This window comes from Alkaliflexus imshenetskii DSM 15055, from assembly GCF_000517065.1.
GTDB lineage: Bacteria > Bacteroidota > Bacteroidia > Bacteroidales > Marinilabiliaceae > Alkaliflexus > Alkaliflexus imshenetskii.
Genome location: NZ_KI912105.1, coordinates 3077067 through 3092318 on the forward strand (window position 1 = coordinate 3077067; position 15252 = coordinate 3092318).

The window sequence follows — 15252 nt, forward strand, 5'->3', positions numbered from 1 at the left end:
GTTAGTGAGCTAATGAACTAATGAGTTCAATAGTTTAACAACTCAACAGCTCATCACCTCAACTACTATAAAATGTACAGCTAATGAGCTAACGAGTTCAACAGTTCATCAACTTAACAGTTCATCAACTCATCAACTAAAAAACACCGCCATGATAAACAAACCCAACACATCCGCAGCTCATCCCTGTTTCGATGAAGAAGCCAGACATTCTCACGCCAGGGTGCACTTACCGGTTGCTCCAAACTGCAACATACAGTGCAACTATTGCAACCGTCAGTACGATTGCGTTAATGAAAGCCGGCCGGGGGTAACCTCTACGGTGCTGAAACCTTTTCAGGCTTATGAGTATTTCAGGGCGTTGGACGATAAGCTGGACAACCTCTCGGTGGTGGGTATTGCCGGGCCGGGGGACCCGTTTGCTAACCCCGATGAAACATTGGAAACCATGCAACGCATAAAGGATAGTTACCCCGATAAGCTCTTTTGTGTCTCTACCAATGGGTTAAACCTCTATCCGTATATCGACAGGCTGGCGAAAATTGGCGTGTCGCATGTCACCATAACCATCAATGCCATCGACCCTGCCATTACGGCAAAAGTATATAAATGGGTGCGATTCAATAAAAAGGTTTACAGAGGTGAGGAAGGCGCCAAAGTGCTGTTGCGCGAGCAGTTGCAGTGCATTCCGGCTCTAAAGGAGAGGGGCATCACGGTTAAAATTAACTCGGTGATTATGCCGGGCATCAACGACCACCACATTGCTGAGGTGGCCAGGGTTTGCGCTGCATTGGGTGCCGATGTGATTAACTGCATCCCCATGATTGCCGCCAAAGGAACCGCTTTCGAGAACATGGAGCAACCTGACTCCAAAATGGTTTTTAAAACACGCATGGAGGCATCGAAATATCTGAAGCTGATGTCGCACTGTGCCCGTTGCCGCGCCGATGCCGCCGGTTTATTGGGAAAAGATTTAAAGGATACGCATGTTATGTTGAAAGAATTTGCCAAACGAGAACCTTTTACCGAGGAAGAGCGCCCCTATGTGGCTGTGGCCACCCGTGAAGGTTTGCTGGTGAATATGCATCTGGGCGAAACAAAAGCCTTCTACATCTTTCGCAAATCGCCCAAAGGGTTTCAGTTTGTGGAAGAGCGCGAAGCGCCTCCTGCCGGCACGGGCGATAACCGCTGGCTCGATATGGCACGAATACTTAAGGATTGTCGTGCCCTGCTGGTGTCCGGTATAGGCGAGAACCCAAAAGCCATTATTGGCAGTTGTGGGGTGCGCATCATCGAAATGACCGGCCTCATCGACGAAGGTCTGGATGGCATTTACAACCATAAACCCATCCGAAGCATCGCCAAACAGGATGCCTTCCGTTGCGGCAGCAACTGCAAAGGAAACGCTCAGGGATGTGCCTGAAAACAGATAACAGTGTTCAGTCATTAGTTGGGAAGTTTTGAGTTGATGGTTGGAAGGTAAGTAGGTTCCAAGTTCAGATGGCATAGTACTCAAAACCCCAAACAATCAACCCCAAACAATCAACTATAAACTATAGAACAACCTCAACAACTCATCAACTCAACAGTTCATCAACTAAACTAAGCAATCATGAAAAAACCAACCTATCACATTCTAGTATGCAACTCATTTCGCGTTGCCGGCGATGCCCAGGGAGCATGTAATAAAAAAGGAGCTACCGGATTGATACAATATATTACCGAAGAAGCTACCGACCGAGGTCTCGATGTGGCCGTGTCATCCACCGGATGCCTTAATGTTTGCTCCGAAGGGCCTGTCATCGTTATCCATCCTAACAATCTATGGTACGGAAAAGTGGAAAACGAAGCAGCCATCGACGAAATACTGGATGCCCTGGAAGATGGGGAAGCCTGTGAAAAGTATTTGATATCCAACTAACCCAAATGTCCTTTGCATGTTGTGGTGCCGACTCTAATTTCATGGTAGGGGGTAGTCGTGTTGCATTAAGCGCTATGTGCCTGCAACATGCAGCGGCCCACAACTGCAAAGGATTTATACAAAATCTGTTCGTTATGAAATTGCATCCTCCACCCGTTTTGATTGATACCACATTGCGCGATGGTGAACAGGCGCCAGGTGTGGTGTTTTCGCTGGCTGATAAAATGACCATCTGTGGCATGTTGGACGAAGCCGGGATTCAGGAAGTTGAGCTGGGTACGCCTGCTATGGGAGCCCGTGAAGTGAATGATTTAAATGCGCTCAACCGGGCCGGATTTGGTTTCATTACCACTGCCTGGTGCCGTGCGCTTCCGGCAGATATCATTGCAGCGTCAAAAACCGGATGCCATGGCGTGCATTTTTCGTTTCCGGTTTCTGATATTTTACTTGAATCTATTGGTAAGCATCGTGATTGGATTGTGGAGCAGCTTGAAACATTGGTTGAACTTGCATCTGACTTATTCCCATTTTTTACCGTTGGGGCTCAGGATGCCTCTCGTGCCAACCCCGATTTTCTTCGGGCCTTTACCCAGTATGCCGCCCTCTGTGGCGCATCACGTGTGCGAATTGCCGATACGGTCGGGCTTTTAACCCCAAACACAACTGCCCGATTGTTTCGCAACTTAATGCAGGTGGATTATACCATTCCCTTGGAATTTCATGCCCATAACGATTTGGGTGTGGCTGCCGGTAATGTGCTGGCTGCCGCAAATACAGGAGTCAACTGCTTTAGTGTGACTGTTAACGGACTGGGAGAGCGCGCCGGTAATGCTGCACTGGAAGAGGTGGTGATGGCTTTTGAATATGGTGAGAAAATCAACACCGGCATCAGTACCAAAGTGTTTTCAAAATTATCCCGTTTTGTGGCAGAAGCCTCCAACAGACCATTGCATGCGGCCAAACCGATTACCGGGGAAATGGCCTTGGCTCACGAAAGCGGGATGCACACCAACAGCATCATTAAAAACCGGAGTACTTATCAATTGCTTAACGCTGCCGATATTGGCCGCAACGACATGCCATTTGTCTTTGGGAAGCACAGCGGCAGGGAAAGCATCAGACACTTTTTTAATAGCATAAATACAGAGATTTCTGAAATGGATTGCAGCATATTGCTGGACCAGATTAAATGGCAATCAGAAAACCTAAAACGGGCAATTTCAGAATCCGAGATATTGGAGTTGTATAACCAAATGCAAAGTGAAAAAGATTTGCTTCAGTCAAATACAGCTCTGGTAATGCAGACATCTCTTTCAAAAATTGAGAATGAATGGTTGGGGCATTGAATGTGACCTAATATAAGAGAACGGCCTTGTCCCTAACTCCTTTATCAATACCAATAATTCTAAAACGTATTAAAAATGAAACTAAGCGCCAGAAATCAACTCAAAGGAAAGGTTGTAAAAGTGGAAGAGGGTTTAATCAACTCAAAAGTGGTCCTTGATTTAGGAAGCGGCAATGTAATATCGGCCATCATTTCTAAAGATGCCATTGCCGACCTCGAACTAGAGGTAGGTAAAACTGCCATTGCAGTCATTAAATCCACAGAAGTTATTATAGGTACACCGTGTGAATGTAAAAAGGAAGAACCCGGTGAGAAGTGTGGTTGCGGTTGCAAATAACTATGATTGAAATTATATGTCATATCGATATTTTGAAGAATGGGACTGCCATTTTAGACGGTACAAAAACTTCTTTGCTCAAGCAAATTAACGCTCTTGGGAGTCTTAGCAGCGCAGCAAAACAACTTAAAATTTCGTACCAGCATGCCTGGAATATGGTTGATGAAATGAACCGCTTGGCTCCTCAACCATTGGTTGTTAAGCAACGAGGTGGCTCCAACGGCGGTGGAACTCAGCTTTCTGAATACGGGAAACGTGTAATAAAAGAGTATGTCTATATAGAATCGCATGTGATTTCGCTTGTGAAAAAATTAAACGTGGAAGTTTCTTTGTGATTTTTTTTGCCTTGCGTTATCTGGTTCGGTTTATAACGAGTTTGGTGTAAACATAGAATTAGCTTGGTTGTAGAAATTGTTGTAATCTGAAACTGATTGTTTATGAGGATATTGTTGATATTGTTGTTGTTGGCAGGAAGTTTTTTTTCTTACGCTCAAAAAGTAAGAATTGCTGCTGCTGCCGATTTGCGCTATGCCATGGACGAAGTCGTTGCGGCATACAAAACCGGAAATCCGCAAGCCATTCTGGAAGTCATCTACGGCTCATCAGGAAATGCATTTACTCAAATATCAAATGGAGCGCCTTATGATTTGTTCTTCTCGGCAGATGTTATTTATCCGCAAAAACTGCATGAGGCAGGATTCACCATTCACGAGCCGGTGCTGTACGCCATTGGCCGAATCGTTTTGTGGAGCGCTTCTGTTGATGTTAGCAAAGGTATTTCCGTGTTGTCAGAATATCCCAAAGCCAGAATTGCCATTGCCAATCCCTCTCATGCACCTTATGGCTTAAGAGCTGAGGAAACCCTTCGCCATTATGGTGTTTTTGATGGCGTGAAACCTCGGTTAATATATGGCGAGAACATCTCTCAGGCGGCGCAGTTCTGCCTTACCGGTAATGCACAATTTGGAATAATTGCACTTTCTCTGGCACTCTCGCCAAACATGCAGTCAAAAGGCAGCTACTTTTTAATTGATGATGTCACTCACAAACCGCTTCAACAGAGTTTTGTGATTCTGAACCGAGCCAAAGATAATTCTCTTGCCCTGACTTTTGCAGAGTTTGTCTCCTCACCCCAAGCCATCAAAATTTTTAAAAAATACGGATTCGTTTGTAACTAGTCATCCGATGACTAATGCAAAAATATCCATAAGTCATCGGATGACTTAAAACTCATTGGATGACCTAAAAACGACTAAATCATGAATATAATCCCGGCTATAATCCAAACCATCACCACCTCGGGTGGCGTTGTTCTGGTCGATTTGCACAGTGGCGACTGTCCATTGTCGGCTCTTCTTGTCGATGCCGATAAATTGCCCGCATGGCTCACGACTGGCCAGCAAGTGTTAGCCGTTTTTAAAGAGTCTGAACTCTCAATTGCGGTTGACCTATCTGGAAAAATAAGTCTTCGCAACCGTTTCCCATGCATTGTTAGGTCTATTAACCGTGGCGAATTACTTAGTTTGGTCGAACTTTCATTTGGTGAGCATATTATACATTCTGCCATCACAACCCGCTCAGTAAATGCACTCGAACTAACAACCGGAACACAAGTCCTGGCTCTTATCAAAGCCAACGAAATATCCCTAATACAACTATCAACCCAAAACTATCAACCCAAAACTATCAACAATAAACTATCAACTATCAACTCTCAACTTCAAACTATAAACCCTCAACTCAAAACTTAAACATGCCAAGCCCATTCATCCAAACCCTCATCCTCACCGGAAAGCTGGCAATTTACACCACCTCAATTTTGCTTGTAATCGGATTGCCGCTCAGTTATTTCATGGCCTACGCCCGGTTTCGGTTCAAACCTGTGCTCGAAGCTTTGGTGAGTATGCCGCTCGTTTTGCCGCCTTCGGTAATTGGGTACTACATTTTGGTAGCATACAGTCCCAATTTTTGGTTCGGAAAACTTTTAAGTGAATGGTTCGATGTGCAACTGGCTTTTACGTTTGAGGGAATTCTTTTGGCTTCAGTGGTGTTTAGCATCCCTTTTATGGTGCAGCCGCTCACGAATGGGTTAAGGGCTGTTCCGGTTAATCTGCGCGAAGCTTCCTACACCTTGGGGAAATCAAAAACTACTACTTTTTTCCGGGTGTTAATTCCAAATATAAAGCCATCATTAATCACAGCCATAGCGCTCACTTTTGCCCATTGTATTGGCGAGTTTGGAATCATTCTCATGGTGGGGGGCAACATGCCGGGCGAAACCCGTGTGGCTTCAATTGCTATTTACGATGAGGTTCAGGCGCTTAATTTCGATGCTGCCAACCAGTATGCACTCACGTTGTTTCTTACTTCGTTTGTCATACTTACCCTAATTTATACTGTCAACAGAAAAAGCGATGCATGGAAAATGATATAATCGAATTAGATGTGCAAAAAGAACTTGTTTCTGCTTATGGCAGGATGGTGTTGTCTATACAGATTTCCATCTCCGCCGGCGAACTGGTGGTGTTGTTTGGCGAGTCGGGTGCCGGCAAAACTACCTTGCTCAGGATGATTGCCGGGCTTACCACTCCCGATAATGGAACTATTAAGGTGGGCGATGAGGTCTGGTTTAGTTCGGCCCGTGGAATAAACATGCCGCCACAGAAGCGAAACATTGGCTTCGTTTTTCAGGATTATGCACTTTTCCCGAATATGAGTGTTTACAACAATGTGGCTTATGGTCAAAAAGATAGGGATAAGATATTTATTGATGAGTTGCTGCAAAACTTTGGGTTAACAGAGTTTGCCAACCGTAAACCTGAAAAACTCTCGGGCGGACAAAAACAACGCGTGGCATTGGCCCGTGCGCTGGCTCGCAAACCTAAATTCATGTTGCTCGATGAGCCTTTGTCGGCACTCGATGCGGGCATTAGAACATCCTTGCAAAACGAAATACTGAAGGCTCACTCAATTAGTAATACCACAACGTTGTTGGTGAGCCACGACCTGGCCGAGGTGTTTCGCCTGGCGCAAAAGGTCATGCTTATCCAGGATGGGAAAATTAAGGGGTTTGGACGTCCCGATGACATCTTCATCAACAATCAAATTAGCGGCAAAGTACAAATCACGGGCACCATCGTGAAGATAGAGACACAAGACACTTTTTATTTACTTACGGTGGTTACCGGAATGAATCAAATCATCAAAGTAACCGCTTTCGAAAGCGACATTGCTGAACTCACCGAAGGCGACCGTGTGATGGTCTTTTCAAAGGCGTTTAACCCGCTTGTTATGAAGCTTTAGATGTTAGTCGCTTTGAATCTCTCGCTGGTCAATAATCTTTTTGCACTTATTTATCTTTTCAATATCTTTACACATCTGAACATCAATCCTGACTTTTAAGTAGGGTTTTTCAAGGATGCATTTGGTACTGGCTCGTTTATTTCTGTTTATTAAATTAGATGTTAATAAGTTAGATGATTGTAGTGATTTACAAGTTTGGATGAAGGGCAAAGCATCTTCAAAGATTAACTTTACAATTCCATCAGACTTAAATCTAACCATCTCAATTTAGTAGTAACCGGTTGTGTGAATGCATTTTCAGCCGTTATGTTTGATAAAGTTCATCTTAGAATAGAATTATATGTCTAAAATTCAGAACCTGCGTGGCTCAATCGTTGCCATAGTTACCCCTTTTAAAGAGAGTGGAGAAATTGATTTTGATGCTTTTGATGCACTTATTGAGTGGCACATAGCCAAAGGAACCGACGGCCTGGTGGTATGTGGCACAACCGGCGAAACACCCACCCTCTCCGAAGAAGAAGATGCGATGATGATGGAACGTGCCGTAAAGACTATCAATGGCCGCATTCCGGTTATCGCAGGCACCGGCAGCAATTCAACTCAGGATTGTATCAAGTACTCCAAAAAAGCCGAAAGCATTGGGGTTGATGCCCTTTTGGTGGTGGCGCCATATTATAATAAACCTACCCGTAAAGGGCTTCACCAGCACTTTTCCAGTGTGGCTCAAGCTGTGAATATTCCCATTGTACTTTATAATGTGCCAGGCCGTACGGGCAGTTGCATCGCTTGGGATTTGGCCATCCAGTTGGCTAAAGAGCATAAAAACATTGTGGCCATTAAAGAGGCTGGAGGCAGCATGGAGGTGTTTGCCAACCTGCTCGCTCACCGTCCCCAAGGTTTTAACGTATATAGTGGAGACGATTTTCTGGCTTCCTCGGCCAACTTGCTGGGCGCCGATGGTTGTATCTCGGTAATTGCCAACGTTATACCGGCTGAATTTCATCAATTAATGAAGTTTTCGCTCGATGGAGATGTGGTTTCAACACGCAAACTGTTTTATAAATACAAGAGAATCATGGATTTGATGTTTGTTGAGTCAAACCCGATTCCGGTGAAAACTGCGCTTGCATTAATGGGTAAAGTAAATGAAGTTTTCCGCTCTCCCCTTTGCACCATGGAGGATGCCACCAGAAAATCACTCGAAAATGAGCTGAAGAAGCTGGGGTTAGTATAAATTTTGTATCAAAAAAACTAATGGAGCAGCCATCTCAGATATTAAACTGAGGTGGCTGCTCTTTTTGATATAGGTTACAGCCACTTCTCGAATCGCCAATAAAACATCAGTATTAAACTTATGGTAAAATAAGAATAGGTTGCACAAAACGTGCGGAGCATCACATAGGAATTTTTGTTCTTTTTTCGACAGCTCTGAGTTTCCGTATCACAAAATGCAATCTGCTCAAAAACATAGACTTGATTCGCAACCCTTTCGTAAATTTAACATCATTGTTTAAATGGTATATTTCTTTCGTGTTTTTTCGGCGTTGTCTCATTGAATATCCATTTTTGCCACCGGTTTTTATCCACTTAACATCTAACACTATGAAAATATTATTTTTTGAAATTGGGGTCTTTCTTATAGTCTTGCTTTTATCATTGATGGGATGTAATAATGATGAAGAAAAAATCCCTGACGGATTTATCAAAGCCTTTGTTCCAAATGATACTTTGTATAGAGCAATTTATAAAGATTGTTTTAATGAAGTCATTTGAGTACAGGTTTTGAATAATGATACTTTAGGAGTTGATATTCCTATGCCATCTTTCTACCCGGGAGGAGAAGGAATCGCTGTAAAATATCAGAATATTGTTGAGATCCCGATTATTCAAGTTATGGAATCGGGAGCTGACTTTCCTTTCTCACGAACTGTATATTTCCAGTATAGAGATCCACAACAATCGGAGATTGATGAGTTGAGATATTCGAACTGTGCCGAAGTATATGATTATTTTGACATCCCATTAATAATTCCCACAGAATTGATTCTGAAAACTAAGTTAAGTTTAACCCTATTAAAACAATAAGTTATGAAAGCTATTTAGTTCAGCTACAAAACTTTTCCATAATGCCTCCAAAGTTTTGGAAAAGGGAAGCTAAAACACCTGTATTGCACCCTTTAAAACCCAAAGTAATGAAACCTCGACCGCCTTAAGCAATTTTCGCTTACCGGACAATCCGGAAAAATCTCAATTGTAAAATTTAAAAACATATAAAAATGAAAATAACAATTTCAAAAATTAGTGTTTTCCTCCTGCTCATCAGTTTAATGGGGGCAGGGTGTGAAAAAGATGAGAAACGGGATTCCCTGTGTTTTCAAGGAGAGGTGATAAGTCTTAATCAGGGAGACGGTTGCCAGAATATTATTAAGATTACAAAAAGCACTAAAGACAGTGAGTTTGAAGTAGGCAATACAATATCATTTGACCCGGATTTATACGGGGGTACATTAAAAGTAGGTGATGTTGTATATTTTAAAATCATCCAATACGAAGATTGGGAAGGTCCTGCCACTGCATATTGTCTATGGCCAAAATTCACAGCTCGTATTGAATTCTGTAACAATTGAAATCTCAAATTATGAAAAGGTTTTTTACAACAATCGTAATCGGTTTTATCTCTACTATTTTATTTTCCCAGTCTTTTTATCGGTATCAGGGGGAGAAGATTGATTTGAAAATAGATAGTACGGCGTTTGTTATACAGCTAAGTAACCAGTTTGTAGAGAAACAGAATAGTGTTTTTGAAGAAAAACATAGAAAAGGTGAAATTGATTTTTTTCAAGTGATGCCCGGTAACCGCTTTTTGATAAGAGGGACCAAATTGAAAGCTGAAAATTATGATTTTTTTTCATTTGTTTATCGGGATAATGGAAGCGGTATGGTAATTGTTTTGCCACGTATCGTGGTAATGCTCAAACCAGATGCTACATTACAGTTGATTTTGGATAAATATGAAGGGAAATTAGTTAAAGAGAGTGGAGGTAATCAGAGATATGTTTTAAAGTGTAATGTTGCCCAATCAGGAGAAGTGCTGAGGCTAGTCAATGATTTAGACACAAGGGATGATGTTATGTGGTGTGAGCCGGAGTTTTTATCTGATTATAGAACTAAAAATACATTCTATCCACAACAATACTATTTGAAAAATACAGGGCAAAACGGGGGTACGGCTGGAATTGATATCAATGTTGAACCTGTCTGGAATTTAACAAATGGTAACGCATGTATTACAGTTACTGTAATAGATGCCGGTGTTGACAGAAATCATGAAGATATGGGGGTTCGTGTTTTGGAAGGTTATACCATAAGGAATGTCACTGGAGTAGGAATTCCTCAAAACGCCAATAGTTTAGATCCCAAAGCACATGGCATGTGCCGGGATTGTAGCTGCTTCTAATAATACAATTGGCATCAGGGGAGTTGCCAGTAATGTAAATATTCTACCTGTAAATATTGTCCCTGATGAAACTTTTATTGATTGGCTAGGAGGGCGGATTGAGGGGTTCGGAACTAACATTGAAATTGCCGAAGCCATCAATTGGGCATGGAGTAGGGCCGATGTGCTCAGTTGTTCCTGGGGTGGAGGAAGCCCTTCTAACGATATTACGACAGCAATAAATAATGCCAGAACACAAGGTCGTAATGGACTTGGCAGTATTGTTGTTTTCGCGTCAGGGAATTCAAACCAACAATTTAGCGGTGTTACTTTCCCGGCTAATGTAAATGGTGTAATTACTGTAGGAGCTATTAATCGCAATGGCAATATCCATAATTACAGCAGCAGAGGACCTTAGATGAACCTTGTGGCACTTTCAGGCGGCATTCCAGGAGATATAGTTACAACAGATAGAATGGGGGCTTTAGGATACAACAGTGGCACTGATCCAAATTACTATTTCCAGTTTAATGGCACATCAGCTGCATGTCCCCAGGTTTCCGGAGTTGCTGCTTTAATGCTGTCATTGCGACCAGATTTAACAGAAACACAGGTGCGGACTGTACTGCAAAATACAGCTCGCGATTTAGGCCCTGTAGGTTTTGATAATACTTATGGTTACGGTCTCGTAAATGCTCATGCTGCTGTTCAAGCTATAGCTCCTTCCATCTCCGGCCCCACCACCGTCTGCTCCTCTGGTGCCACCTTTACCATCAACAACTTACCCCAATCGGTAAATTCCATTGTATGGACACATGGCACTAACCTTGCTATTACCGCAGGGCAAAACACCTCCAATTGCACTTTCTCAGCCACCGGTACCGGTGCCAGTTGGGTAAGGGCAAGGCTGGTTGCAGATTGCGGGGAGATTACCCTGCCTGTTTTTAATACGCATGCAGGGAACCCGTTGCCAAATGTTTCAGGCCCTCATGATGCTGCAACTCATCAGGTAATTGGACTGCCACAAACTGGTAAGGAGTATTATTTTTCAGTTTTGAATCCTCCGGCTCAAAGTAGTTACAGGTGGGAACTTACACCACAATTCCCATGCAGTGGTCGCGGTTGTACATTTTCCGGCATTGGAAATACAATATGGCTTTCGTTTGTCCATGAAGGGAATTATCAATTAACAGTAGAGCAATTATCTCCCTGTAATCAAGGTGCGGTGCGTTATGTCTCTGTTTACGCTGTTCCGGGGCATTATTATTTGTCGATAAGCCCTAACCCTGTTTCAGGCGAAACAACTTTTAATATTATTGCTGGTTCCAATGAAAAACTATACTCTGAGATCCCTCTATGGTCATTTGAGATACATGATCAAAGTCAACGTCTTGTCATGAGTAAAGTTAATCTTAATAGCGAGTCGCATACTATTAATACCTCTGGTTGGGAGAAGGGGATTTACATTGTTACAGCTACTTTCAAAAATGAGAAGCTTAGCCAAAAACTAGTAGTTCAGTAACATTTTTTCGTATATTTAATTAGGGTGTTGCTCTTAGTGAAACCCTAATTTTCATTAAAATCATTATCTCATCTGTTCTACTGTTTGTTAATTCATTCACTCACTCATTCACACCCACTCTATGGATACCCTCAACACATTAATGTCGCACCGTTCCATCCGGAAATATATGTCCAAACCGATTGGTAACGAACTGCTCAATGAAATACTGGAAGCTGGTTGCAGAGCCTCAACCACAGGCAATATGCAGGTTTATAGCATTGTTGTTACCACATCGGACCAGGGGAAGGCAGCTTTGGCTCCTGCACATTTTAACCAGCCATCTATAACCGGAGCGCCGGTGGTACTTACTTTTTGTGCCGATTTTAACCGGTTTAACAAATGGTGCCATGCCCGAAATGCCGAGCCGGGTTATGACAATTTTCTCTCTTTTTTCACAGCGGCCATCGATGCTTTGCTGGTGGCTCAAAATGTCTGCGTAGCGTCCGAAGCCAAAGGGCTGGGAATATGCTATTTTGGCACCACTACCTACAATGCGGGCAAAATTATTGAAACGCTCAAACTGCCCAAAGGGGTCGTGCCTGTTACAACGGTTACCATCGGTTATCCCGATGAATCTCCGCCACTGACCGACCGCCTGCCGCTCAATGCCGTGGTGCATTATGAAGCGTATGAAGACTATTCCGCTGCCGACATCGACCGGATTTATCGCGAGAAAGAGTCCATGGAACTGTATCAAAGTTTTGTGAAGGAGAACAACAAGGAGACCTTAGCCCAGGTTTTTACCGATGTACGCTACAAAAAAGCTGACAATGAACATTTCTCGAAAATGCTTGTCGATGTTCTGAAGGCGCAAGGTTTTGGTTTTGGATTGGATTAATATCTGCCGATGCAGGCAACCTTTTCAATCTATTGCATCATAAGGGAACACAACCTAAAAATTTGAAGTTATGAAGAGTTTGCTTTTTTTTGCAGGTATCATGTTCCTGATGAATGCCTGTACCGATAAAGATAAGGAGTCTGAAGTGCAATGGCCAAAAGAGGAGTTTACGCAAAAATCGCTCTCTCTGATTGAGGATGGTGATGCCTTTGGCTGGAATCTGTTCCGAACCATTAATCAGGAGGCAGATGCGGGTAGCAATGTGGTGGTTTCCCCAATAAGTGTTACGCAGGCGTTTGGAATGGCCATCAACGGTGCCTCTGGCGACAATCGTGCCGAGATGCTCTCAGTGATGGGTTTTGACAATAGTGATGGCATGAACGAGGCATACCAGAATATTCGGGGCGCCTTGCAAACAGCCGACCCAAAAGTAAAGCTCGGCATTGCCAATTCAGCCTGGTATCATAAGGAAATTGCTATTAAAACGCCTTTTTTCGATGCGCTCAAAACCTACTATGATGCGGAAATTGCCGCGCTTGATTTTAATAACAAGCAAGCCTCCATTAAGGCTATCAACGACTGGGTAAATGGCAAAACCCGGGGTAAAATTCCATCAATCATCGACAATATTTCCGCGGACCATTTTCTTTTTCTGGTCAATGCAGTTTATTTCAATGGGGAGTGGGCTTCGCGTTTCGACAAAGGCAAAACCAGCGATCAGCCTTTCCGTTTGTCTGATGGTAGCGAGATTAACGTTAAGATGATGTATCAAAAGGAGAAGTTTGCCACCCTCCATGGTGATGGGTTTTCAGGCGTGAGATTGCCCTATGGCAATGATGCTTTCGCCATGAGCCTGCTTCTGCCTGATGGTGGTAAAACGGCCGATGACATAATCAACTCGCTTAACACTGAAGCCTGGAAGGCGTTGCGCAGCCAGCAGCATGCGCGTGAATTGGAGATTTATTTGCCGCGATTTAAAACGGAGTGTGAATTTAACCTGATTCCGTCGATGAACTCTCTGGGCATGAATATGGCATTTGCTCCCGGGTCGGGGTTCAGTAACATTACCGATGGCCCCATTCACATAAGCGATGTGGTGCACAAAACATTCATCGAAGTGGATGAACGGGGTACCGAAGCGGCTGCCGTTACCAGCATCGGCTTTGAGCTAACAAGCGTGGGTCCAACTCCGCCGGTGTTTCGGTTCGACAGACCATTTGTTTTTGTGATTTCTGAGAAAGAAAGCGGTGCGGTCTTGTTTGCCGGTAAAATTGAAAATCCTTTGAAATAGCGGATTCATTATATAATTACATTGGTGTCCGAAAAAAAAAATCGGAAATTATATAAAGCATTAGTTAATGAGGTCTTTAGAAGGTTTTGTTCTCTTTGGGGGCTTACTTTCCGCCTCAGAGAATTTTCGTTAAAAAAATCAGATAAATTGTCGTTAAAAAATCCGAGTTGTTTAAGCGCAGCGAGTTTTCGGATTTCAGACAATTGATCTGGTTTTTAGAAAATTATCTGTTGCGGCGGCATTTTTTGCTTACTTTTTTTTGCTGAAGAAAAAAAGTAAGAGCCCGTGCGGCTTGAGCACTTGAAAGAAGAGATATCTCTTTTGCCGGACAATAATGATATAATTATAAAAGGGATGCCTTATCTGTTGGTCTTTACAGTGGCATCCCTTTTTTTATTGCTTAGGTGCAGAAAATAATTGCTTTCTGCGCATCAATCCCGATAATTGTAAACACCTGTAGCCTGGCGCGCAGGCATCAGCAGCATGTCGTTTACATTTACGTGCGCCGGTCTGGTTACCATAAACTCAATGGCATCGGCTACATCTTCGGCGTAGAGGGGCGTCAGACCTTTATACACATTGTCGGCTTTGGCTTTATCACCATGGTATCTCACAATCGAAAACTCCGTCTCCACCATTCCCGGCGATATGGTGGAAACTTTGATGTGGTGCTGCAACAAATCAATGCGCATTCCTTTACTGATGGCTTCCACCGCATGTTTTGTAGCGCAATACACGTTGCCGTTGGCATACACATCTTTTCCGGCGATGGAACTAACGTTGATGATGTGGCCTGATTTACGCTCAATCATACCCGGTATAACCAGTTGACTCATGGCCAGCAATCCTTTGATGTTTGTATCAATCATCTGTTCCCAGTCGGCCCAGTTGCCCTGGTTAATGGGATCGGCGCCTGCGGCCAAACCGGCATTGTTAACGAGTACATCAATCACTTTTTTCTGGATCGGTAACTCTGTCCATGCCTTTATCGTGGCATCGCGGTCGCGAATGTCAAATACCAATGGGGTTACTTCAATGTCAAGGTTTATCAGCTCGTCTTTCAACCCATGCAACCGCTCACTTCGCCTACCCGTAATTATTAAATCGTATCCAAGCACAGCTAGTTTGTGGGCTGTGGCTCTCCCAATACCCGATGTGGCTCCGGTAATCAATGCACGCTTTCTCATTGTAATATTTTTTGATGGTGTCATATTGTT

Annotated in this window: 17 protein-coding genes and 1 pseudogene; 17 read left to right on the forward strand and 1 reads right to left on the reverse strand. The window is 43.3% G+C overall.

Translation table 11 applies throughout. From position 1 onward, the window contains the following. Positions 1–151: 151 nt before the first annotated feature. The 17 genes and pseudogenes from nifB to ALKIM_RS0113025 all read left to right on the forward strand — a co-directional run bounded on the left by nifB (position 152) and on the right by ALKIM_RS0113025 (position 14035). Complete coding sequence (nifB, locus tag ALKIM_RS0112935) at positions 152–1423, forward strand: nitrogenase cofactor biosynthesis protein NifB (RefSeq protein WP_026475014.1); 1272 nt, start codon at positions 152–154, stop codon at positions 1421–1423. A gap of 189 nt (positions 1424–1612) precedes the next feature. Further along, positions 1613–1921 (forward strand): (2Fe-2S) ferredoxin domain-containing protein, encoded by a 309-nt coding sequence (locus ALKIM_RS0112940; RefSeq protein ID WP_026475015.1) that lies wholly within the window; start codon positions 1613–1615, stop codon positions 1919–1921. A gap of 134 nt (positions 1922–2055) precedes the next feature. After that, positions 2056–3267, forward strand: a complete 1212-nt coding sequence (locus ALKIM_RS18540) for a homocitrate synthase/isopropylmalate synthase family protein (protein WP_044118310.1) — start codon at positions 2056–2058, stop codon at positions 3265–3267. A 75-nt stretch (positions 3268–3342) separates the two neighbouring features. Further along, positions 3343–3603, forward strand: coding sequence for a TOBE domain-containing protein (locus tag ALKIM_RS18545; protein ID WP_044117939.1), 261 nt, complete (start codon positions 3343–3345; stop codon positions 3601–3603). Positions 3604–3605: 2 nt separating this feature from the next. Then, positions 3606–3938: a winged helix-turn-helix domain-containing protein gene (locus ALKIM_RS18550; protein ID WP_044117940.1), complete on the forward strand. Its 333-nt coding sequence runs from the start codon at positions 3606–3608 to the stop codon at positions 3936–3938. A 102-nt stretch (positions 3939–4040) separates the two neighbouring features. After that, a complete protein-coding gene (gene modA / locus ALKIM_RS0112960; protein WP_044117941.1) occupies positions 4041–4781 on the forward strand; it encodes a molybdate ABC transporter substrate-binding protein in 741 nt (246 codons plus the stop codon). An 81-nt stretch (positions 4782–4862) separates the two neighbouring features. Then, on the forward strand, positions 4863–5354 hold the full coding sequence (locus ALKIM_RS19370) for a TOBE domain-containing protein (protein WP_052345557.1): 492 nt from the start codon (positions 4863–4865) through the stop codon (positions 5352–5354). A gap of 2 nt (positions 5355–5356) precedes the next feature. After that, positions 5357–6037, forward strand: a complete 681-nt coding sequence (gene modB, locus ALKIM_RS0112970; RefSeq protein WP_026475017.1) for a molybdate ABC transporter permease subunit — start codon at positions 5357–5359, stop codon at positions 6035–6037. Further along, entirely contained in the window at positions 6022–6906 is an 885-nt protein-coding gene (locus ALKIM_RS0112975; protein ID WP_218916703.1) for an ABC transporter ATP-binding protein, read from the forward strand. Before modB ends, ALKIM_RS0112975 begins: the two co-directional genes overlap by 16 nt. Positions 6907–7246: 340 nt before the next feature. Then, complete coding sequence (gene dapA / locus ALKIM_RS0112985) at positions 7247–8140, forward strand: 4-hydroxy-tetrahydrodipicolinate synthase (RefSeq protein ID WP_044117942.1); 894 nt, start codon at positions 7247–7249, stop codon at positions 8138–8140. A gap of 368 nt (positions 8141–8508) precedes the next feature. Continuing rightward, complete coding sequence (locus tag ALKIM_RS19930) at positions 8509–8679, forward strand: hypothetical protein (protein ID WP_157363908.1); 171 nt, start codon at positions 8509–8511, stop codon at positions 8677–8679. Between the two features lie 503 nt (positions 8680–9182). Next, positions 9183–9533 carry a hypothetical protein gene (locus ALKIM_RS0113000; RefSeq protein WP_026475022.1) on the forward strand — a complete coding sequence of 117 codons (351 nt, stop codon included), beginning with the start codon at positions 9183–9185 and terminating at the stop codon, positions 9531–9533. An 11-nt stretch (positions 9534–9544) separates the two neighbouring features. Further along, positions 9545–10363 (forward strand): hypothetical protein, encoded by an 819-nt coding sequence (locus tag ALKIM_RS0113005; protein WP_026475023.1) that lies wholly within the window; start codon positions 9545–9547, stop codon positions 10361–10363. After that, positions 10332–10967, forward strand: a pseudogene (locus ALKIM_RS20270) (S8 family serine peptidase); the annotation flags it as partial. The gene ALKIM_RS0113005 and the pseudogene ALKIM_RS20270, both read left to right, overlap by 32 nt. Continuing rightward, a complete protein-coding gene (locus tag ALKIM_RS20395; protein WP_394332396.1) occupies positions 10956–11864 on the forward strand; it encodes a T9SS type A sorting domain-containing protein in 909 nt (302 codons plus the stop codon). The pseudogene ALKIM_RS20270 and the gene ALKIM_RS20395, both read left to right, overlap by 12 nt. A 142-nt stretch (positions 11865–12006) precedes the next feature. Next, positions 12007–12744, forward strand: a complete 738-nt coding sequence (locus ALKIM_RS0113020; RefSeq protein WP_262480549.1) for a nitroreductase family protein — start codon at positions 12007–12009, stop codon at positions 12742–12744. 70 nt (positions 12745–12814) lie between these two features. Further along, entirely contained in the window at positions 12815–14035 is a 1221-nt protein-coding gene (locus tag ALKIM_RS0113025; protein WP_026475027.1) for a serpin family protein, read from the forward strand. A gap of 431 nt (positions 14036–14466) precedes the next feature. Here the strand turns inward: ALKIM_RS0113025 and ALKIM_RS0113030 are convergent, their stop codons facing one another. Further along, positions 14467–15222: an SDR family NAD(P)-dependent oxidoreductase gene (locus ALKIM_RS0113030; RefSeq protein ID WP_026475028.1), complete on the reverse strand. Its 756-nt coding sequence runs from the start codon at positions 15220–15222 to the stop codon at positions 14467–14469. Positions 15223–15252 lie beyond the last annotated feature (30 nt).